General features: G+C 39.5%; 22 protein-coding genes. 11 read left to right on the top strand and 11 right to left on the bottom strand.

What is annotated here, in order from left to right:
- Positions 1-46: 46 nt before the first annotated feature.
- The 3 genes from R2Q80_RS03350 to R2Q80_RS03340 all read right to left on the bottom strand — a co-directional run bounded on the left by R2Q80_RS03350 (position 47) and on the right by R2Q80_RS03340 (position 1,359).
- The gene (locus R2Q80_RS03350) at positions 47-820 is read right to left on the bottom strand and encodes an AraC family transcriptional regulator (RefSeq protein WP_316798226.1); all 774 of its coding nucleotides are present in this window, start codon (positions 818-820) and stop codon (positions 47-49) included.
- Between the two features lie 150 nt (positions 821-970).
- Positions 971-1,168: a cold-shock protein gene (locus tag R2Q80_RS03345; RefSeq protein ID WP_047797429.1), complete on the bottom strand. Its 198-nt coding sequence runs from the start codon at positions 1,166-1,168 to the stop codon at positions 971-973.
- Positions 1,168-1,359: a cold shock domain-containing protein gene (locus R2Q80_RS03340; RefSeq protein ID WP_316798528.1), complete on the bottom strand. Its 192-nt coding sequence runs from the start codon at positions 1,357-1,359 to the stop codon at positions 1,168-1,170. The genes R2Q80_RS03345 and R2Q80_RS03340 overlap by 1 nt, the downstream gene beginning before the upstream one ends.
- Before the next feature lie 147 nt (positions 1,360-1,506).
- On the opposite strand from R2Q80_RS03340, the gene R2Q80_RS03335 reads away from it, so the two are divergent.
- The 3 genes from R2Q80_RS03335 to R2Q80_RS03325 all read left to right on the top strand — a co-directional run bounded on the left by R2Q80_RS03335 (position 1,507) and on the right by R2Q80_RS03325 (position 2,978).
- Complete coding sequence (locus tag R2Q80_RS03335; RefSeq protein WP_316798225.1) at positions 1,507-1,689, top strand: hypothetical protein; 183 nt, start codon at positions 1,507-1,509, stop codon at positions 1,687-1,689.
- A gap of 62 nt (positions 1,690-1,751) precedes the next feature.
- Positions 1,752-2,243 (top strand): hypothetical protein, encoded by a 492-nt coding sequence (locus tag R2Q80_RS03330; protein WP_316798224.1) that lies wholly within the window; start codon positions 1,752-1,754, stop codon positions 2,241-2,243.
- A 96-nt stretch (positions 2,244-2,339) separates the two neighbouring features.
- A complete protein-coding gene (locus R2Q80_RS03325; RefSeq protein WP_316798223.1) occupies positions 2,340-2,978 on the top strand; it encodes an HAD family phosphatase in 639 nt (212 codons plus the stop codon).
- 105 nt (positions 2,979-3,083) lie between these two features.
- Here R2Q80_RS03325 and R2Q80_RS03320 read toward each other — a convergent pair whose 3' ends face one another.
- Positions 3,084-4,271: a proline dehydrogenase family protein gene (locus R2Q80_RS03320; protein ID WP_316798222.1), complete on the bottom strand. Its 1,188-nt coding sequence runs from the start codon at positions 4,269-4,271 to the stop codon at positions 3,084-3,086.
- 93 nt (positions 4,272-4,364) lie between these two features.
- Here R2Q80_RS03320 and R2Q80_RS03315 point away from each other — a divergent pair, with 93 nt between their 5' ends.
- From R2Q80_RS03315 to R2Q80_RS03295, 5 genes are all read left to right on the top strand, one after another.
- The gene (locus tag R2Q80_RS03315) at positions 4,365-4,571 is read left to right on the top strand and encodes an RNA-binding S4 domain-containing protein (RefSeq protein ID WP_047797435.1); all 207 of its coding nucleotides are present in this window, start codon (positions 4,365-4,367) and stop codon (positions 4,569-4,571) included.
- On the top strand, positions 4,571-5,629 hold the full coding sequence (gene aroB, locus R2Q80_RS03310; protein ID WP_316798221.1) for a 3-dehydroquinate synthase: 1,059 nt from the start codon (positions 4,571-4,573) through the stop codon (positions 5,627-5,629). Before R2Q80_RS03315 ends, aroB begins: the two co-directional genes overlap by 1 nt.
- A gap of 70 nt (positions 5,630-5,699) precedes the next feature.
- A complete protein-coding gene (locus R2Q80_RS03305; RefSeq protein ID WP_316798220.1) occupies positions 5,700-6,653 on the top strand; it encodes a sterol desaturase family protein in 954 nt (317 codons plus the stop codon).
- Between the two features lie 226 nt (positions 6,654-6,879).
- Entirely contained in the window at positions 6,880-7,839 is a 960-nt protein-coding gene (locus tag R2Q80_RS03300; RefSeq protein WP_316798219.1) for a GLPGLI family protein, read from the top strand.
- The gene (locus R2Q80_RS03295; protein ID WP_316798218.1) at positions 7,836-10,499 is read left to right on the top strand and encodes a carboxypeptidase-like regulatory domain-containing protein; all 2,664 of its coding nucleotides are present in this window, start codon (positions 7,836-7,838) and stop codon (positions 10,497-10,499) included. The genes R2Q80_RS03300 and R2Q80_RS03295 overlap by 4 nt, the downstream gene beginning before the upstream one ends.
- Before the next feature lie 73 nt (positions 10,500-10,572).
- Here R2Q80_RS03295 and R2Q80_RS03290 read toward each other — a convergent pair whose 3' ends face one another.
- The 4 genes from R2Q80_RS03290 to R2Q80_RS03275 form a co-directional block, all read right to left on the bottom strand.
- Positions 10,573-12,039 (bottom strand): M56 family metallopeptidase, encoded by a 1,467-nt coding sequence (locus R2Q80_RS03290; protein WP_316798217.1) that lies wholly within the window; start codon positions 12,037-12,039, stop codon positions 10,573-10,575.
- A gap of 5 nt (positions 12,040-12,044) precedes the next feature.
- Positions 12,045-12,407, bottom strand: coding sequence for a BlaI/MecI/CopY family transcriptional regulator (locus R2Q80_RS03285; protein ID WP_316798216.1), 363 nt, complete (start codon positions 12,405-12,407; stop codon positions 12,045-12,047).
- 125 nt (positions 12,408-12,532) lie between these two features.
- Positions 12,533-13,039 carry a hypothetical protein gene (locus R2Q80_RS03280; RefSeq protein WP_316798215.1) on the bottom strand — a complete coding sequence of 169 codons (507 nt, stop codon included), beginning with the start codon at positions 13,037-13,039 and terminating at the stop codon, positions 12,533-12,535.
- A gap of 150 nt (positions 13,040-13,189) precedes the next feature.
- Complete coding sequence (locus R2Q80_RS03275) at positions 13,190-14,566, bottom strand: dicarboxylate/amino acid:cation symporter (protein WP_316798214.1); 1,377 nt, start codon at positions 14,564-14,566, stop codon at positions 13,190-13,192.
- 161 nt (positions 14,567-14,727) lie between these two features.
- Between R2Q80_RS03275 and R2Q80_RS03270 the strand changes: the two genes are divergently transcribed.
- From R2Q80_RS03270 to R2Q80_RS03260, 3 genes are read left to right on the top strand one after another with little or no spacing between them, the layout of a single operon-like run.
- Positions 14,728-15,225, top strand: coding sequence for an RNA polymerase sigma factor (locus R2Q80_RS03270; protein ID WP_047797443.1), 498 nt, complete (start codon positions 14,728-14,730; stop codon positions 15,223-15,225).
- Entirely contained in the window at positions 15,212-15,811 is a 600-nt protein-coding gene (locus tag R2Q80_RS03265) for a hypothetical protein (protein WP_316798213.1), read from the top strand. Before R2Q80_RS03270 ends, R2Q80_RS03265 begins: the two co-directional genes overlap by 14 nt.
- A 51-nt stretch (positions 15,812-15,862) precedes the next feature.
- Positions 15,863-16,432, top strand: coding sequence for a DUF922 domain-containing protein (locus R2Q80_RS03260; protein WP_316798212.1), 570 nt, complete (start codon positions 15,863-15,865; stop codon positions 16,430-16,432).
- On the opposite strand, the gene R2Q80_RS03255 is transcribed toward R2Q80_RS03260, so the two are convergent.
- The 3 genes from R2Q80_RS03255 to R2Q80_RS03245 all read right to left on the bottom strand — a co-directional run bounded on the left by R2Q80_RS03255 (position 16,421) and on the right by R2Q80_RS03245 (position 19,391).
- Entirely contained in the window at positions 16,421-16,798 is a 378-nt protein-coding gene (locus R2Q80_RS03255; protein WP_316798211.1) for a diacylglycerol kinase family protein, read from the bottom strand. The two genes, R2Q80_RS03260 and R2Q80_RS03255, sit on opposite strands and share 12 nt — an antisense overlap.
- 6 nt (positions 16,799-16,804) lie before the next feature.
- Positions 16,805-17,419, bottom strand: coding sequence for a hypothetical protein (locus R2Q80_RS03250; RefSeq protein ID WP_316798210.1), 615 nt, complete (start codon positions 17,417-17,419; stop codon positions 16,805-16,807).
- Positions 17,420-17,480: 61 nt separating this feature from the next.
- A complete protein-coding gene (locus tag R2Q80_RS03245) occupies positions 17,481-19,391 on the bottom strand; it encodes a beta-N-acetylhexosaminidase (protein WP_316798209.1) in 1,911 nt (636 codons plus the stop codon).
- Positions 19,392-19,505 lie beyond the last annotated feature (114 nt).

Below are 19,505 nucleotides of genomic sequence, written 5' to 3'. Positions count from 1 at the left end.
TTTTATTCAACACTTTTTACTCAATAATCGTTACTCCCTGGCAATGTTAACCCAGATGAGTAAACTGATTAACGGTGATACCGCGATGCCTTTTAAAAGTAGAACAAAAGTTGGCTGCACTATCAAATCCTAAAGAAGAAGCAATCTCATCAATGCTGTTCTCGCTGTGGAGAAGAAGTTCTTCCGCCTCCCTCATCACGCGTTCTTTAATCAATATTGAAAAGCTTTTCCCCAGTACCTTGTGGAGAAAGGAATTTAGTTTCTTCGGACTGACGCCCATGCCTTCCGCGTAAAAACCGATAGACCTTTCGCTCTTAAAAAATTGTTCGAGAATGGCTCGAAAACGAAGTACCTGGTCGAGCTCATCGAGTGTCCATGCTGCCATGTAACCATCTAAGCCAGCAGTAAAGCCAAGAAAAAGAGAAATATATTGCATTAAAAAAGAAAGATCCTTTTTTGCCTTAATATCCTTTTTCAGTTGCTCGATTAAGCTATAGGTTTGTTTGGATTCCTTGCCTAAATCACGAAATGATAAATTGAGAAATAAATTTTTAGCAAGGGGATCGAGGTGCTGAAGCAGAAATTCTGAATACAGCAAACTACTGAAATTAAGCCAGTAGCCTGTTGCAATGCGGCCTTCAAGACGTACTAATCCCTCTTCGGGTATGAAAAAAATCCTTCCGTCCTTAAGCTCATAATCCCCCGAGTTCATACAAAGAAAGCCTTCTCCTTCCTTTACAATCAGCACCCGCATAGGAAATACGGCTTGCAAGGCCCGATCTCTTTTGAAACTCCCGCTTACCGGCTCCAACTGTATCATTAGACAAACTATTTTGATTCAATACTATATCCGTTCACAATCGAAAAAATACCATAAGGAATCCCGATTATTTTAAACAAAATACTGAATCCATAAAAAAACCTCCAAAATTAACAAATTGGAGGCTATTTCTATAAAGATTTAATGTGATTACGAGGAAAGCAATTTTACCTGAACAGCTTCAACTCCCTGCTTTGTAAATTCGATATCGAACTGGACAATACTATTGGGATGAATTTCATCAAGTACGCCATGTGCAAAGACATTTAATTCTCTTCCACCATCGGAAGGTGTGATGTGTCCGTGACCCGACTGCGGATCGTAAGACTTAACCGTGCCTAGTCTCATTATGCACGGGTCAATTTTACATTAACGGCATTCGGACCCTTTTTGCCTTGTACAATTTCAAAAGATACATGATCATTTTGATTAATCTTATCAACGAGCCCGGTAACATGAACAAATACTTCTTCACCGTCACTTGATGTAATGAATCCAAATCCCTTAGATTCATTGTAAAACTTAACTACACCCTGCATTAACTTATTTTTTGATGGATAAACATAAAAAATATTCAAAAAGTTTTTCAAACAAATAGATTTCTTCCTGAAATTAATAGATATAGCCCAAATATTAAAACCTATATCGCCATTCATTGTTCAATTAATACTAACCTATCCCCCATTATGAAAAAGCTAACTAAAAGAAGTAGTACCCAGGATCTGGAAAGTGTGAAAGCTGGTGATAAAATTGCTGATGACACCGGAAAAAAAGGAGAAGTTTCAAACATAGAAGTATTGGAAAGAAAAACTGAAAAACAATATTATTACAAGCTAAAAGGTGACGGTACCATCCTGGTGATAAAATAAATCCTGTTCATAAACTCATGATGAATGAGTAGATTTAAACTAATAAATCGTTTCAAGCAACCATGAAAAGGATCAAAAGATATATTGCTGCTTTAACCGGGCTTGCAGCTGTATTTCTATGCAGCTTTTATCCCCCAAATGAACATCCTGAAGACAAGGGCGTTTATATCCAGTACCCGAAAAACACTGAAATTGAAGTTGATGATATTACAGATTTTGAAGGATTCGAAAAGAAAAACATCTTCGGGGGAAATAAGCTGATCATGACGAAAGAGACGGCCTGGATTGCACTGAAAAACATTGACCTGAATCGTATTGGAACTGTTGGCTTTGCATATGCCAATCTGGAAAACGGAGTTGACGGAAATGTCGAAATCAGACTTGACGGGCTGAGGGGATTGGTTATAGGTAAGTCGACATTCAGAGAAGGTATTCCTGTTAAATTCATCAGAGATGATAAGCGCCACGTCCTTTACTTCATTTTTAAAGTAAAAGCGGATGTAGACAGAAGCCGGATCATCCTCAAATCCCTAAGCATTTTGCATATTAAATAAAAAATTTCAGGTACCGTTTAGGAATTGTTTATTTTATCAGGTAAATGATGCATGAAGATTGTTCTCCAATAATATCTTTGCATCAAATTTCAGGTTATGCAAAACATTAAGAACATCATTTTTGATTACGGTAACGTAATTTTCGATATAGATTTCAAAATTACACAGGCGGCATTTGAAAAGCTGGGGATAACAGATATAGACAATTTCTTTGCTCATAAAGGGCACAATCAGCTTTTCGATGATTTTGAAACCGGCACGATATCTCCTGCAGAATTTAGGGAAGGCATTCGCCAGGCTGCCAATAAACCCAAATTGACTGATGCGCAGATTGACGATGCATGGAACAGTTTGCTGATTGGCACCATACAGGAAAACCATGAATTGCTGCTGAAAGTAAAAGACAAATACCGTACTTTTTTGCTGAGCAACAATAACGAAATACACTATAACTGGATCATAAATTATCTAAAAACGACTTTCGATATAAACAATTACGATGATTACTTTGAAAAGGCTTACTTTTCTCAGCAAATGAAGCTCCGGAAACCCAACACCAATATCTTTGAGCAGGTATTAAAAGAGAATAACCTGGATCCTGCTGAAACGTTGTTTATTGATGATAGTCCGCAACACATTGAGGGGGCAAAAAAAGTAGGATTAAATACCCTGCTAATGACGGAAAAGCCTGCCAAGCTGGAAGCGCTTTTAAAAGCTAACGGGATTTTAGATTAATGCCTGTCAGCAGATGAAGTAGAATGACAATATTTTTTTGCCGCAGATTGACAGAATCGGATTGATTAATTCTTGAACTGTCTATCTGCGGCAATCACAAAGAAATTAGAGTTTTCTTCGTTTTAACTCCCGCTCGATCAGCCCAAATTCACGACCAGTTTGGCCGGCAACTGAAGTATTTTCCTGTGCCCTTCGGAACAGATAGGGCATTACAGCTTTGATCGGTCCGTATGGAACATATTTGGCAACATTATAAGTGGCATCGGCAAGGTTGAAGCTCAGGTTATCGCTCATCCCCAGTAATTGTGCAAAATAAACATGGGGATGGTTATGGGCTATTTTTTTCTCATCTAAAAGATAGGTAAGCAAACGACTGCTGTCTTCATTGTGTGTACCGCAAACGATAGCAATCTCTTCAATATGATCTACACAGTAGCGCAGTGATTCATTGTAATCGCGGTCTGAAGCTTCCTTATCCGGTTGGATTGGTGAAGGATACCCCATGTCGGCAGCACGTTTACGCTCCTTTTCCATGTAAGCTCCCCGAACCATTTTAACGCCTAAGATAAATCCTGCAGCTTTGGCAATCAGGTGATCGGCTTTCATATCAGCCAATTTATCATGGCGATACATTTGATAAGTATTATAAACAATGATACGTTCCCTGTTAAATTTACGCATCATCTCAACAGCTAGCTCATCAATAGTATCCTGTATCCAGGTTTCCTCGGCATCGATCATAACCGGCACCCCTTTTTCAAATGCTGTTCTGCAAATCATCTCGCAACGCAGTTTCACTTTTCCGTACTCTGCCTGCTCACCGGCATTAAGGGCTTGTTTGGCATCCAGCTTTTCCAATAAGGCAAAGCGGCCTATGCCCGTAATCTTAAAAACAGTGATCGGAATATTGACATCGCCATCGGCACGAAGAATGGTGCGAATGATTTCCTGGCAGGTTTCATCAAAAACGGCTTCTTCTTCTTCCCCCTCAACGGAATAATCCAATATGGTGCCTACCCCACCCTTTGCCAGCTGGGCAATGGCCTTATCGCACTCCCTAATGGTTTCACCACCGCAAAACTGCTGAAAGATGGTCGCTTTAATGGCCCCTTGAATGGGTAGGCCAATGTTCAAAAAGAAATTGGTAACCGGAGGCCCAACTTTAGTCAAGAAATTGCTTCCGATCATTTTAAAAAGCCAGTAGGCTTTTTTCAGTTCAGCATTACTTTTCTGGCGGAATGCCACTTCCGTATTATCGAAGTTAGGTTGTTTATTGGAGGATAAATCCATCATTTATGTTTTAATAAGTCAGCAGGATGCAAAATTATAAAAAGCATTGGTTGTAGAAATTAAAAACAACTAAATAATCGTATTTTTGCGGCAATAATGATACAATTCAAATTAGAAGGCGAGTTTATTCCATTAATTCAGCTGTTAAAGGCAACAGGCCTGGTTGGTACAGGTGGCGATGCCCAGGCTGCTGTAATGGATGGCGCGGTAAAATGCAATGGCGAAGTAGAGTTTCGTAAACGCTATAAAGTTAGAGTTGGCGACATCATCACCTTTGAACAAGATAAAATCGAAGTAATATAATGCAAACCTTAACGAGCGCAGGCCATTCGCTTTATTTCGAAAGCAATTTAGATGCCTTAAAGAACCTGTTAGACAGTAACAAATACAGTAAAGTATTTATCCTTGCTGATGAACACACGAGCGAAATATGCTTACCGGTATTCCAGTCGTTAATGGATGATTTTTCGGATTTTGATTTAATTGAAACCTCGGCCGGAGAAGAAAACAAAAATATCGATTTCTGTATAGGTATCTGGAAAACACTTCTTGATTTTGAAGCCGATCGTAAAAGCCTGATGATTAACCTTGGCGGTGGTGTAGTTACTGATATGGGTGGATTCATTGCATCAACATATAAGCGTGGTATTGACTTCGTTAACGTGCCTACCACTTTACTTTCGCAGGTAGATGCCTCAGTAGGGGGTAAAACAGGCATAGATATCGACAACGTGAAAAATATGGTGGGTACTTTTACCTTGCCTCAGATGGTGTTTATTGAAACTAAATTCCTCGAAACTTTGCCTGACCGCGAATTATTATCGGGTTTTGCGGAAATGATTAAGCATGGTTTGATTTATGATAAGCCTTATTATGAGCAACTAAAAACCACCAGTTACTTAACGCCTTCAGCCGAAAACATTTACCGTTCTGTTGAAATTAAAAATGAAGTGGTGACGATTGATCCGCATGAAAAAAATCTGCGTAAGATTTTAAATTTCGGACATACCATCGGACATGCTGTTGAGGGCTATTCGCTGGCAAACGACGAAAACCCGCTGACTCATGGGGAGGCTATTGCCATAGGCTTTATTTGTGAAGCAGCATTATCCATTAAAAACAGTACGCTTACAAAAGAAGAACTGAAGGATATCAGCGAGTATATTTTATCGTTATATCCAAAATATCATATTGAAAAAGAAAGCTTCGACGCCCTTTTGGAGTTGATGAAAAGCGATAAGAAGAACGAAGATGGAAATATTCTATTTTCTTTATTAGAATCGACGGGTAAATGCACGTTCAACTGCCGTGTAAGTACTGCAGATATTTTAAGCAGTTTAGATTATTATAACAGTTTATAGGTTACAATCAGCACACTTTCAAGGCTGAAAGTGATGATGATCTCCACCTTAAACCATAAATTAAGTATAGATGAAATTTACTGGAAGTGATATCTCTGTAGTAGGGTTGTTTGGCTTTGTAATCGTTTTAACTCTGGTTGAAATGTATTTCAGCTACATGCACGACAGGAAGCTCTACACCAAACGCGATACCTGGACAAACATTTATTTAATGACGGCGGCCATCGTGATCAATCTGGCAACCAAAACGGGTACCTTCTTTCTATTAAGTTACTGCTATGAGTTCAGATTATTCCAGATCCAGAATATCTGGATTTACTGGCTGGTGTTGATTTTAGCGCAAGACTTTTTATACTGGTTTTTACACACGGTTGGACATTATGTACGCTTCTTCTGGGCAGCACACGTTACGCACCACTCCTCAGAACATTTCAACCTGACCACAGGTTTCCGTTCTACCGTGTTTGAGCCATTGTATCGTGTATTTTTCTACCTGCCACTGGCATTTATGGGTTTCACTGCAGTTGATATCCTTTTCGCCTATCTCGTTACGCAGATTTACGGTAACCTGGTGCATACACAGTACAATATTAAATTTCCAAAATGGTACGAATATATATTCGTAACGCCATCACACCACCGCGTTCACCATGCCAGCAATGTTCGGTACCTGGATAAGAACATGGGTATGGTGCTGATTTTGTGGGACAGGTGGTTTGGAACCTTCCAGGCTGAACTTCCCGAAGATGAGGTAAAATATGGCTTAACTACACAGCCGAAGGATACGGGGCCAATGAACATCATCTTCCATGAATTTATCGCGCTGAGTGCAGATGTTAAAAAAGCCCCAAGATTTATTGATAAAGTAAAATACATTTTCAACCCCCCGGGTTGGAGCCATGATGGCAGCACTAAAATTGCTAAAGTGATGCAGCAGGAACTGCGGCAAGCTGAAGTTCTTAAAAAAGAAGATAATATTACCAATATACACGAGCAAAAAAGAGAACTAAGCTCAGCCGGATAGAAAAAAAGTTCTGCAAAAGCAGATCTTTTTTTTGCCCTATGCTGGAGCATCTAATGAACGATGATGGCAGTTTTCTGCTCAGTATCGGTTAAACCATCAATCCCGCTCCATTTCAGCCTGCTTCTCATATGATTAATCAAATAAATAACGGTTAAAAATACACTTGTTTAATTACGAATATTTCGTAGATTTACGATAAATAAATAGTTATTTAACTTTAAATCTTATGAAACGTATTTCAATTACTACTATCGGACTACTGGGGTTCTTCACATCATTTGCTCAGCAACCGGACCAGGCACTCGCAAGGGTGAGGTACACTTTTACACATGTTCAGGACACTTCGCAGCGAGACAAACCCCATATTGAAAATATGCTGCTCGTTACTGGTAAAAATGCTTCGGTTTATACCAGTTACGACAAGCTCAATCAGGCTATAAAAGCGAAGGCACAGATTTTGGAGCAATTAAAAAATCAGGCGGGCAGCTCAAACATGAAAATTGAAATTAAGAGCGAGATGAAATCTCCCATTACAGCAGCGGACCTGTTCTTTTATGCAAATGAACACAAAATGTTTAGCAAGGAAAAACTGCTAAATAACTACCTGATTGAGGAGCCTGCCTCCCAGATCGACTGGAAAATTTTGAAAGATACCATGACCCTTTCGGGTATCCCCTGCCAGAAAGCAACTGCGGATTTCAAAGGAAGAAAATGGATAGCTTGGTATGCTACAGAAATCCCTTTCCAAAGTGGCCCTTGGAAGCTGAATGGATTACCCGGTTTAATTATAGAGGCCTGCGACGAAAAGAGAGAAGTAAAATTTGAATTCGCAGGTCTGGAAAATGTTAAGGCAACCGACAGGGAGCAGGCAGATGAGGGTGATCAGAAATTTACTACTGCAAACGGCTCTGTAGGCACGATTAAAATTGCAGGAATTGAAACCAGTACAAGCTATTTAGGCGATGAAATAAAACTTCCTAAAGATGCTGTTAAAACGACAAAAAAGGAGCTCGACAAGCTGAAAGCTGCCAGAGATCAGGATCCCCAGGGGTTTATGCAGGCACAAATGGCCGCAAATGGGATTCAGGGTACATTTAAGAGCAGTATCCCTACAACGCCTGCCAAAAAAAATCCTTTGATTAAAAAAGAAATTAACAATCCGATTGAATTATCAGATAAAAAATGATGAAGCTCCTCTCAGCAATACTGTTATTTGTTATTGGAACCTCGAATTTATTTGCCCAAAAACCAATCAGGGGAACAATTAAAGACATTAATGGCAAAGGCATAGAATCAGTGAATGTTAACCTGAAAGATGTGGAAGGGAACATCATTATCTTTACTAGGACAAACAAAAATGGCGAGTATCAGCTCGCCATTAAAAACGATCAGGTTACGGGTTATAAAATCGAAGCTTCGAGTATAGGTTATCAGAAACAGTCCATGCCTGTCACCAATATCGATAAAGCATATGAACTGATTTTAGCCAACAGCGAAACGAACCTGGAGACCGTTACTGTTAAAAATAGTCCATCACTTAAGGTAAATGGCGATACGCTAAACTACCGCACTTCGGATTTCGCAGACAAACAGGATCGCAGCATCGGTGATGTCATCAAAAAGATGCCAGGGGTTGAAATTAGTGAGAACGGTAAAATCAGCTATAACGGAAAGGCAATCTCCAATCTATACGTTGATGGCGATAACCTGCTTGATGATAAATACAATATCGCAACGAAAAGCATTCCCCATGGTGCAGTAGATAAAGTACAGGTGATTCAGAACGATCAGCCAATTAAAATGATGCGGAAGAACAACATGAGTGATGACGTGGCTCTGAATCTCGTAATTAAAGATGATGCCAGGATAAAAATTATGGGCGATGCGACGGCAGGCGTAGGTTCACCCGATCGCTTTGACGAAAATTTGACTGCAATGCTTTTTAACAAGAAGCTTAAATTCATCAATAATATAAAAGCCAATAATACGGGTAACGATCCGGGTATTGACTTAACCTCGCATAATTTAGCTGATTATACCAGCCGCATCGATAACAGCAAACCAGCGGCACTATTATCAACTGGAGCTGCAGGTGTACCTTCACTTCCGCAGAGCAGGTATTTATTTAACAAAGCAGCACTGGTAAATTTGAATAATCTCTACAAATTTAACCATGATGTGCAACTCAGGGCAAATTTATCCTATCTATATGATGACCGAAGTCAGCAATACAACAAGCTTTCTCAGACTTTTCTTGCCGGTCAAACCGTCACCTATTCCGAATTTCAGCATAATAATATTTATCCCCAAAAATTAAGGGCACAGTTGAATTTGAATAAAAATGCAGATAACGATTACTTTAATAATACACTGTTGCTGGCTTATAGCCCATTAAAAACGGTTTCGAATTTTTCCATTAATCATGTAGCCGGGATACAAACATTACGGCAGGAAGGCTTTGATATCTCAAATGAACTGAATTACCGCAAAAAACTGAAATCGTCGCAAGTCGTTAACCTGTATTCGTATCTGAACAGAAGTACGCAGCCTGAATCTCTTGATATTACTCCGGGGTTAAATGCAGATATTTTAAATAACGGAAATCCTTACCTTGGTCTAAAGCAGTATATCAGATTACCATCATGGTACACGAATAACTATGCTTCGCTGGCTTTTGTAAATGGAAGGTTCACACAAACCTATAAATTGGGATTCAATATCCAGCAGCAGAATTTAGACACAGAGCTTTTCCGCATTCAAAATGACCAACGTACAGAATTGGTTTCTGAAAATGCCTTAAACCGCCTTAAATGGTTCAAAAACAGGACTTATGGGAGTGCCATCTATGAGTTTGCAGATGAAAAAATAAGAGCAGGATTAAGTTTACCTGTTAGCTACAACCGCATCGCCTATCACGACCATGTTAATCAGCTAACCGAAAATCTTCATAAGTTTTTTGTGAATCCCTCATTCACCGTCAAGTACCAAACAGGCATTGAAAATGATGTTACTGCAAATTACTTTTATAAAGATGACCTTGGCGGCCTGGATGATATTTACCGGGGAACTGTTCTCATAAACTATAGATCATTATTTGCCAACAATGCACCCGTGCCGGAAACAAAAACCCATAGCATTGGCGGAGCCTTTAATTTTAGAAAGGCCATGCAGATGTTATTTTTTAACGCCTCGGCAAATTATAGCGATACAAAACTCAACACTATTTCATCCTTCACATTTACTGATAATATCCAGCAGCGCATTGTACTTCCATTACCAAACCACATCAGAAATTTTTCGGTAAGTGCCAATGCAAGTAAATACCTTTTTATTTTAAAAACCACCGCTAACGCAGGAGTGAGCTTTTCTGAGAGCAGATATAATCAACTACAAAATGGAGAACTGATACCTTTTAACTCCAATACGATAGCCTATAAAGCTGGTTTTGAAGCCAAGGTAGCAAGTTTTATGAATTGGTCCTACAACACCAACTACTCCATTTCTAATAATAAAGCTGAAGTGGCAGAAGCCATAAAAACAAACTTCCGGCAGTTGCGACAGCAATCTTCACTGTCCGTTACGCTGATGGGTAACGTTTATCTTAACTTCTCTGCAGAACACCTTTTTACCCACCAGTCGAGCCAACCCAACCTGAACTATTTATTTGCTGATGCGAATGTAAAATACAAGCTGACCAAACTCAAATCTGATCTCGAATTTGCGGTAACGAACCTGGGAAACATCAAACAATACGATGCTACTTATCTTTCAGCAAATTCGCTTACAACAGGTACATACCTGATTCCGGGAAGAGTAGCGATGCTTAAAGCAACATTCAATTTCTAATTTGATGATGGGTATTACTTCATAATGACGATCAAAATCGTCATTATGAAGTTTATAGCTAAGCGGAATGACCTTAAGGCTTTGTATTGATGTAAACTGAACTGGTAGAGTTCTTTCGCAATGTAATATCGGCAATCTGATTCACATCAAAAGCTTTTATATCCTCTTTTTCCACCTTTCTGCCGTTAACAAAGAAATCCATTTCACCATTTGAACCGCTGATAGCGATGTTTCCTGCAGCATGGCCGGGAATTTTATTTATGGTTTTGATAAAGATCATTTTCGTTACAGGCCTCTTCAATTTATCAGGAGAGACTGAATCTTTTTGATCATTTGGAACCATGGTCATCAGCGTCGGATCAAGCCTCAGTGTATCTTTAAAAGTAAACTGATACATGTTTACTTTAGACTCCGTGTTCATTTTAACTTTAATGGCCCGCCCTACCAGTTTCTGCATCTCACCGGCAATAGCCTGTTGGCTGGTATCAGCCGTGTCAAAGCTGGTATTGAAAACTAAACTTATTTTTTTCGTTGAATCGGTATGCTGAGCAGGAGAATGTAGACTGCTTTTCCTAACCTCGTTTTTTGATGATGCTTGTAATCTAACAACAGTCTTTTTTGCCACTTCTGGTAAATCCTGTTTCACCATAACAGTAATTGGTTGCAGGGTTTGCTTTGCATCTTTTTTATCGATTGTGAAAGCCAACGTTAGACCTATCAAAACAGCAAGTGCAAATAGATAACGGGTTAAATTCATTTTTGATGAACGTTTTGAATTCATCATTATGATTCGCTTCCTGAGATCTGAAAGGTTAAAATTGTTGACAATGGTTACCGGTTGGCGTAAGGTGCCAACCCCAAGCAGGCTGTATTGGTACGATCTTTTATCCACTCCGTTTTTTAGTATTTTCGCATCAGTTATAAACTCAATGTTTTCCCTCACAGCCTTTTTCATCAGCCACACTCCCGGATTGAACCAATAAAGTACCAGACTTATTTCTGAAAGGATGATATCAATGGTGTGCCATTCTCTAACATGTACTTTCTCGTGCGCCAGTATATGTTGCAATTCATCTGCGGCATGTAACTCAGGATTGATATAAATAGTTTGCCAGAAAGAGAAGGGACTTACCTGATCTTTGAAAACACGTACCCGATGATTATCTAAAAAGCCTGGCTTCGATTTCCGGTGTACGCTGTACAGGGAGAGAAACTGAATGGCAAGTCTGACCGCCATGACCAACACACCTGTATAAAACACCAGTTCGATGAGCTGCCACATTAGCGAAACCGGAGACAAATGAACCAGATTGCTTACATGGTGATTTAATTCTGGAACGAATTCCGGAATTCCTTTTTGCCCGTTCAGCAGTGCCGTGAGATTAATAAAAGGATAACAAGTAGAAAAAAGTATACCGAATAAAAGAAACATCCGGTTCATGACGTAGAAAGTCAGCTTCCTTAAAATCAGGTAATAGGCAGCTGCAAAAAGTAGCAGTACCAGATTAATCTTGAACAGAACGACAAACAAATGTGGCATAATTCCTATTTTTCAGGGTTTTCAATCAGGTTAATGATCTCCTTTAGTTCTTCTGCACTGATCTTTTTATCCTTCGCGAAGAACGCTACCAGGTCTTTATAGGAGCTTTTAAAATAATTATCTACAAAACCACTCATAAAGCGTTTTTTATAGTCGGCTTCTTTTACTTTTGCGCCGTAGCGGTTGGCATTGGCAAATCGCTCGCCAACCAGATAACCTTTACGTTCGAGGTTTTTGACGGTTGATGCTAGCGTAGTATAAGGTGGCTTTGGCTCGGGCATGGCATCCATAAAATCTTTGATAAACCCTTTACCAACCTGCCAAATGGCCAGCATTGCTTCTTCTTCCTGTATCGTTAGTTTTTCCATTATTACGAATATATCGTAAATATACGAAAACATCCTAAACTAAGAAGACTTTAACATTTCACGGATAAAGTGACAAATGTTAAAGCCTTTAAATGGATTTTGAAAATTAAATCCTGTTTATAACCTTATTTAAGAGGTGCTGAGCGCCTTTCGGCAAGGGTTAGTGTTTCCTGAACTACTTTCCTCATTTCAACAGCAGCATCCAGCAGCTTCGGGTTGCCCTCAAAATCGCCATAAATAACTACATGTTTCGACTTTTTCTTGTAATTGAAAGTAATATCGTAACGGGGAACCATTTTAGACTTTTCACTTTTCTTTCCAACGGTGTCTGGAAAGTTCCAAAGTCCTATTTCATTGGCTTTACGGTGCATATACAAAATATCATCAGCCTTTAAAAAAACCTTCTTTCTGATCACAGAATCTTTGTTGGTCACATACTGATATTCGCCCGTAGCTGAGTTGTAGGTATTTTCCAAAGTATCTTTTAATCCGTATCTGAACTGCATTGATACAAAATCGTCTTTACGGAAAGGCGCATTCTGAATGATGGGCTTGTAATAAATGTAACAGTAAATAATCATCGGAACGATGATGGTAATGGCTAAGAATATTTTTTTTCCTCTACTTGACACGGGTTACTAATTGTTGAATGAGTAAATTATTGAATACATAGCTGATGAACTACATGAATAAATCAATGGTGCAAAGCTGATAAAATTTGTTGACGTTCGAAACATACTAAAATCATATAATGATGTCATTCACCTGCTCAGCACTCCAGACTAAGCGTCTTTAAGTTCTCCCTCCCATTTGCTTACTACGGCAGTTGCAATACTATTTCCTACCACATTGGTAGCCGAGCGGCCCATATCCAATAACGGATCGATACCAATAAGCAAGGCCAGGCCAGCTTCAGGTATATTGAAACTTGCTATGGTACCGGCAATAACTACCAGGGAAGCCCTTGGTACTCCGGCAATACCTTTACTGGTTAACATCAATATTAATAGCATGGAGATTTGTTGTTCAAAACCCAGGTGGATGCCATATGCCTGTGCAATAAATAAGGAAGCAAAGGTCATATACATCATAGATCCATCCAGGTTAAATGAGTAACCTAATGGTAGCACGAAGCTTACGATTTTATCTTTGCAGCCAAAACGCTCCAGAAGCATCATGGTTTTTGGGTAGGCCGCTTCACTGCTGGCCGTACTGAAAGCCAGAATAGCGGGTTCCTTCATGTCGTTTACCAAACGGAACACGCGTTTTTTTAAGATTAAGAAACCTAAGAAAATCAATACAGACCATAAAATGGCGAGGCCGAAATAAAACTCACCGATAAAAATCGCATAGGTATTGAGTACATTTAAACCCTGTTTGGCCACAATGGCAGTCATGGCGCCAAAAACAGCAAGCGGGGCGAAATTCATTACATAACCGGTCATCTTTAAAATCACGTGTGCAATGGCATCAAATGCTTTGATCACTATCTGTCCCAAATCACCTATCGCAGCAGTAGCTACACCGAAGAACAGTGAGAATACTACAATCTGCAGGATTTCGTTAGTGGCCATAGATTCAGCTATACTTTTAGGAAATACGTGTGCAATGAAATCCTTAACGCTCATTGCCGCCTTCTGAATACCAGTGTTCACCAATTGGTCAGGAAGCGTCAGTTTCATGTGCCTGCCTGGTTCGAAGAGATTAACCAGAATTAATCCCAGTACAAGCGACATTAACGACATGGCCATAAACCAGCCTAATGTTTTACCCCCTATCCGGCCTACAGCTTTAATATCTCCAACTTTTGCAACACCCACTACAAGGGTGGTAAAAACAAGTGGTGCAACGATCATCTTGATTAAACGGAGAAAAATATCGCTCAACAGCGTGAAGTATTCAAGCTTCTTCTCACGAATATCCTCATTCTCTTTTTTGATTTTAGCATTGACTTTTCGCTCAGCCTTGAGTTGGGAGTACATCGCGGAGGTGGTATCGGTGGTTTTGGCAATATTTACCTCGATGCTTTTAACTTTAGCATCCGCATTAAGAATATTTTGGTTATAAACATCAATAGAATTAACATTTAGAATGTAGCCCAATGCAATACCAGCAATCAGCGCTATAAAGATAAAAAGCGTGAGTTTGTTTTTCTTCATGAATAAAAATAGTTTGTGGCTCCGTTAATTTGGTAAAACTACAATATTTAGGCGGGGTAAGCAATTTTGATCTTCATCTCATCAAAAAAAATATGTTAATTTCGCCTCTTCCTGTAACAATGGGAAACCTCTTCTATCTAAAAAAAACGACAACCACCTAAATGGAGCAAAAAGACAAGTTATTTAAGCAGATTTTTGATTCTAATTCCAAAAAGATTTTTCACCTGTGTTATGGGTACACTGGCGACGCGGATGCTGCCAATGACCTTTTACAGGAAACCTTTTTAAAAGTTTGGCAAAACCTGGATAAGTTTAGAAACAAATCTTTAATCTCTACCTGGATTTATAGAATTGCCGTGAACACCTGTTTAACATACTTACGCTCGGAGAAAAGGCAGGCAAAAGACGAGTTGACAGACAACATTATCGAAAACAAGATAGAAGAGTTCTCCGAGAAAAATGAGCAGGTTGCTTTGCTTTACAAATGCATTTCAAAGCTGGAGGAGAATGACCGTTTGATTATTACTATGGTTCTCGACGAACTTCCCTACCATGAAATTGCTGATATTTCAGGAATTAGCGAGGGCAACCTCAGAGTAAAAATTCACCGTATTAAACAAAAATTAACAGAACTATACAACCAATATGCAAGCGTTTGATCAATTACAGGAACTGTGGCAAAAGCACGAGGTAGACGTTAAAGTTTCTGCTGATGAAATGCTGCAACAGGCTAAGAAAGAAGTGAATGGTTTAAGGTTCAAATCTGCCTTAAACTTATTGGGTATGCTCATATCCTTCATTGCTATTGCAGCATTGTGGGCATTTTATCACTTTGATTCATGGACTACCCATGTGGGCATCAGTATTACATTGATTGCCATTGGGGTTTATACCCTGATTCTTTACCGTGATCACAGGTTAATTTCTAAAAATGATTACACCGTTCATCCCAATGAATACCTGAATAACTTAAAAACCTACCAGCTCAATCGCTACAGGCTTTACAATTCCTTATACTGGTTTTATACCGTAGCGCTTTCGCTTGGGCTCATTTTCTACTTTATTGAAATATTAGCTTACTTCAATCTGATTCAAAAAGTAATTGCTGTCGGGCTTACCTTTCTGTGGATTCTATTCTGCTCAACGATTTTAAGAAAAGCAGTAATCAAAAGAGAAAAGGAACGAATTGCATTGCTTATTGAGAAGTTTGAACGGCTTAGCGATCAAATTTCCACTCCTGAGTAATTTAGGCACGGTTTTTTCATTAGCATTTCTACATATTGAAACCTTATGCTGATGAAAAAGCTGACTGCACTTTTATTTTTTTGTTTGATCATTCCACTAACGTTTGGTTTTAAACAGGATACCCCTGGTCCCGTTCAATTAGACTGGCAAACCCATTTCAAGGGAAAAGCAGATGCCCGTTCTCCTTTCTTCGCACTTACCTCCATGACCTGGCAATACAGCTACGAATCTACCGTATACCGAAACAGGGTGGTCATTAAATTAAAAAACGAAGTGAGTGTAGATAAAGGAAGGTCGTGGGTAAAGTGGGATAAAATCAAAGATCCACAGGTAAGCGCTGATCTGTTGCACCATGAGCAGGGACATGCCGATATTCAGAATATCTTATTTATGGAGGCAGAACGCGTGCTTAAAAACCGCACCTATTCTGTAAATAATTACAAAGCTCAGATTTCTCAGCTTGCTAATGAAATCAGCAATTATTTCGACACGATGCAGCGCAACTATGATGATGAAACCGAGCACGGGAGTAATCATAAAATGCAGGCGCGCTGGGATCAGATTATTATGGATAAAACTGAAGAATCAAGGGCGGCCAGCCTTGCCGATTCAGCAAAATAATTTTGGGACAAAAATGATTGCCCCAACAATGATTGCCAGAAAAGCCATCAGTAAAACGGCCGCGGCAGCCAGATCTTTAACCACTTTGATTTTTGGATGATGTTCTGCATAGACCACATCGGCCAGCCTTTCAATAGAGGAATTGAATATTTCAGCAGCAATAACCAATGTAATGACCAGAAGGATCGCAATCCATTCCAGTGCGGAGATGTGGAGATACCAGGACAAGCCTATCGACACTGCCGCAGCAAAGAGGTGTACCCGTCCGTTATGATCATTTTTAACAAAATACCAAAAGCCCGCAAAAGCGTATTTAAAACTTTTAATTCTATCGGCAATTGAGAACTTCTGGTTTTTATGGTTCATGTTTCTTTAGTTTTTCCCGCTTTCATTTTTCAGCTCACTGGCAGAAAATCTGTTTCCACTTAATTTGTATTGGTACGTTCTGGTGATATTTTTAGTGGAATCTGCCGGATCCTTTACCGAAAACGACCGGAACAGATCGCCGTTTTTAATAAAAAATTTATCGTTACCCCTATATCCCTTTTTCTGGTTTGAACTGAGTGACGGAAATCCAATTTTATTAAAGCCCCCTCCTGCATATTCAAATACATTAAGGTCGGCCATGGTTTTATTACGGAGTAGCTGAATATACAACTCCGGGTTCCCGTCATTATCGAGATCCATATTCCATGCATCACTGATTATGCCTTTGCGATCTACAGCGACAGACTTATAAGTATTTTTCAGTGAGTCTGACAAGAGGATCTGATATCCGCCAATAGAATCTACCCCTTTGCCCCAGCTCACAATCTCGAAATTTTGTCCGGGTTTTACTTCAATATCTTTATAAAACTTAAAAGGGTTCTTTTGTACCACCGGTGGTGCGATCAGCACTTCTGCCGGCTTATCTTCGCTACACGCAAAACAAAACAGCATCCCCGCCATAAGCATGAGATGCTGTAATTTATTTTTTGGAATGATCATTTTGTTTGGGAGTAATAGTTTGTCCCAAATTAATGATTTTAACTATTCAAAGCAATTTATTTTACTTCTTCGCTTCAGGTTTAACATCAGGTGCGCCATTGTCCAGAATGGTCTCTGTAGTTACACTTCTTCTTCCGCTTGGTGCAATCACAATCGTTTTCAGCACTCTTTTTTCACCTTTTGGTACGGTAACTTTAAATGGTGAAGTATAGAGAAATGCATTTTCTGAAGGTCGTGAAGCATCCAGAGAATAATATATCTTTGCGCCTTTAACCGGTACTTTTAAATCGATGGTAAATTCTCCGCCTGTTAATGTTTTATCACTTTGTCCGATTGGTGTTGGCACCCAAAGGTTGATATTCATTTTATCCAAACGGGCCAGATGTACAGGTAAACGTTCTTCAGAGAAATTTTTCAAATCTTTACGTTCTACCGGACTCCAGGCAATTTCAGCAAGGGCAAGTATACGCGGAAAAGCATGATTTTCTGCTTTTTCCGGAGTCTTGATGTACTCTGTCCACATATTTGCCTGTACACCTTTGATAAACTTGCGCTGATCGGCTGTTAGCACCTGAGGTACCGGATCATAGGCATATATTTTCTGGTAAGGTGCATAGCCCCCTATGGTGACAGGTTCATCAGGAGAATTGGATTGTTTGTGATCGATATATAAACCCATGGAACCTGGCGTCATAATTACATCGTGATTTTGCTGTGCAGCAGCAATACCCCCTGCTTCACCCCTCCAGCTCATTACCGTAGCATTTGGCGCTAAACCACCCTCTAAAATTTCATCCCATCCGATAATGGAGCGTCCTTTCCCATTTACATGTTTTTCAATGGTTTGGATAAAATAGCTTTGTAGTTCATGCTCATCTTTCAATCCTTTTTCTTTCATTAAAGCCTGGCAGAAAGGTGATTCTTTCCAATAGGTTTTAGGGGCTTCATCACCACCGATATGGATATATTTTGAAGGAAAAATAGCGATTACTTCATCCAGAATATTGTTTAACATGGTAAAGGTATTTTCAGATGGCACGAAGATGTCATCAAATACACCCCAGGTTTGCTGAACTTGCTTGCCTTTTCTGCTGCCTGCCCATGGGGTTTTATCGCTAACAAAAGTATCTCGATCAGGAAAACAACTCAATTCAGGGTAGGCTGCGATGGCTGCCGATGCATGGCCCGGAAGTTCAATTTCAGGGATAACAGCAATATAACGGTCTGCAGCATATTTAACGATATCTTTAGCTTGCTCCTGTGTATAAAAACCTTTCACCTCAGTCAAATAATTTCCATTACCTGGATAATTGCCAATAATTGACCCATTTCTTGATGAACCAACAGTGGTTAGCTTTGGATATTTTTTTATTTCCAGTCGCCATCCCTGATCATCGGTTAAGTGCCAGTGAAAGGTATTGATTTTATAGTAGGCCAGCTGATCGATATATTTCTTGATAAAGGAGATCGGGAAGAAATGGCGGCAAACATCCAGCATAGTTCCACGATATCCGAAACGGGGATAATCGTTTATGGTTACTGCCGGGATAGTAATTTTATCTGATACTTTATCAGGCATCATTTGCATGGCTGATTGAACACCATAAAAAAGCCCTGCACCCTTGCCGGTAATCACAAACTGGTTTGCGGTAACTTTTATGGTGTAACCTTCTGCGGGCAATTTGTCAGCGCCAACTGAAGTCAAAACAATACTTTTCTGATTAGGCTCACTTACCTTCGCTTCTCTCAGTGCAAAACCTGCCTTTGTAACGATGAAGGCATTTAATAAATCGGCCATTTTGGTACCATCAATACTTTGATTGATTAAAACTGTTGTTTTATCTAATGTAAAGTTTCCGCTTGCCCGGGTGATGGATACTGGTGCCGGAATAATCCCCAGATTGGGATCGCCCTGCGCAAAAGCACTGGTACTGATTAACACTCCAATAAAAATCGATAATGCTTTGTTCATGATTGGTTTTGTTATTAGGTTTTGTTTCAAACAACCAAGATATAGATTATGTGAAGATATTAAAGAGCACATTTTTGTTACAAAACAAGGTTAAGGCTTGTTGCCAGCGTTTAA

This window comes from Pedobacter frigidisoli (assembly GCF_032678525.1).
In the GTDB taxonomy this organism is placed as follows: domain Bacteria; phylum Bacteroidota; class Bacteroidia; order Sphingobacteriales; family Sphingobacteriaceae; genus Pedobacter; species Pedobacter frigidisoli_A.
This window is presented reverse-complemented; position numbering and strand designations above follow the sequence as displayed.

Bases quoted from the DNA above. Each gene is read 5' to 3' on its own strand.
- R2Q80_RS03350 (WP_316798226.1), bottom strand. From the start codon at position 820: ATGATACAGTTGGAGCCGGTAAGCGGGAGTTTCAAAAGAGATCGGGCC.
- R2Q80_RS03345 (WP_047797429.1), bottom strand. From the start codon at position 1,168: ATGAGACTAGGCACGGTTAAGTCTTACGATCCGCAGTCGGGTCACGGA.
- R2Q80_RS03340 (WP_316798528.1), bottom strand. From the start codon at position 1,359: ATGCAGGGTGTAGTTAAGTTTTACAATGAATCTAAGGGATTTGGATTC.
- R2Q80_RS03335 (WP_316798225.1), top strand. From the start codon at position 1,507: ATGAAAAAGCTAACTAAAAGAAGTAGTACCCAGGATCTGGAAAGTGTG.
- R2Q80_RS03330 (WP_316798224.1), top strand. From the start codon at position 1,752: ATGAAAAGGATCAAAAGATATATTGCTGCTTTAACCGGGCTTGCAGCT.
- R2Q80_RS03325 (WP_316798223.1), top strand. From the start codon at position 2,340: ATGCAAAACATTAAGAACATCATTTTTGATTACGGTAACGTAATTTTC.
- R2Q80_RS03320 (WP_316798222.1), bottom strand. From the start codon at position 4,271: ATGATGGATTTATCCTCCAATAAACAACCTAACTTCGATAATACGGAA.
- R2Q80_RS03315 (WP_047797435.1), top strand. From the start codon at position 4,365: ATGATACAATTCAAATTAGAAGGCGAGTTTATTCCATTAATTCAGCTG.
- aroB (WP_316798221.1), top strand. From the start codon at position 4,571: ATGCAAACCTTAACGAGCGCAGGCCATTCGCTTTATTTCGAAAGCAAT.
- R2Q80_RS03305 (WP_316798220.1), top strand. From the start codon at position 5,700: ATGAAATTTACTGGAAGTGATATCTCTGTAGTAGGGTTGTTTGGCTTT.
- R2Q80_RS03300 (WP_316798219.1), top strand. From the start codon at position 6,880: ATGAAACGTATTTCAATTACTACTATCGGACTACTGGGGTTCTTCACA.
- R2Q80_RS03295 (WP_316798218.1), top strand. From the start codon at position 7,836: ATGATGAAGCTCCTCTCAGCAATACTGTTATTTGTTATTGGAACCTCG.
- R2Q80_RS03290 (WP_316798217.1), bottom strand. From the start codon at position 12,039: ATGCCACATTTGTTTGTCGTTCTGTTCAAGATTAATCTGGTACTGCTA.
- R2Q80_RS03285 (WP_316798216.1), bottom strand. From the start codon at position 12,407: ATGGAAAAACTAACGATACAGGAAGAAGAAGCAATGCTGGCCATTTGG.
- R2Q80_RS03275 (WP_316798214.1), bottom strand. From the start codon at position 14,566: ATGAAGAAAAACAAACTCACGCTTTTTATCTTTATAGCGCTGATTGCT.
- R2Q80_RS03270 (WP_047797443.1), top strand. From the start codon at position 14,728: ATGGAGCAAAAAGACAAGTTATTTAAGCAGATTTTTGATTCTAATTCC.
- R2Q80_RS03265 (WP_316798213.1), top strand. From the start codon at position 15,212: ATGCAAGCGTTTGATCAATTACAGGAACTGTGGCAAAAGCACGAGGTA.
- R2Q80_RS03260 (WP_316798212.1), top strand. From the start codon at position 15,863: ATGAAAAAGCTGACTGCACTTTTATTTTTTTGTTTGATCATTCCACTA.
- R2Q80_RS03255 (WP_316798211.1), bottom strand. From the start codon at position 16,798: ATGAACCATAAAAACCAGAAGTTCTCAATTGCCGATAGAATTAAAAGT.
- R2Q80_RS03250 (WP_316798210.1), bottom strand. From the start codon at position 17,419: ATGATCATTCCAAAAAATAAATTACAGCATCTCATGCTTATGGCGGGG.
- R2Q80_RS03245 (WP_316798209.1), bottom strand. From the start codon at position 19,391: ATGAACAAAGCATTATCGATTTTTATTGGAGTGTTAATCAGTACCAGT.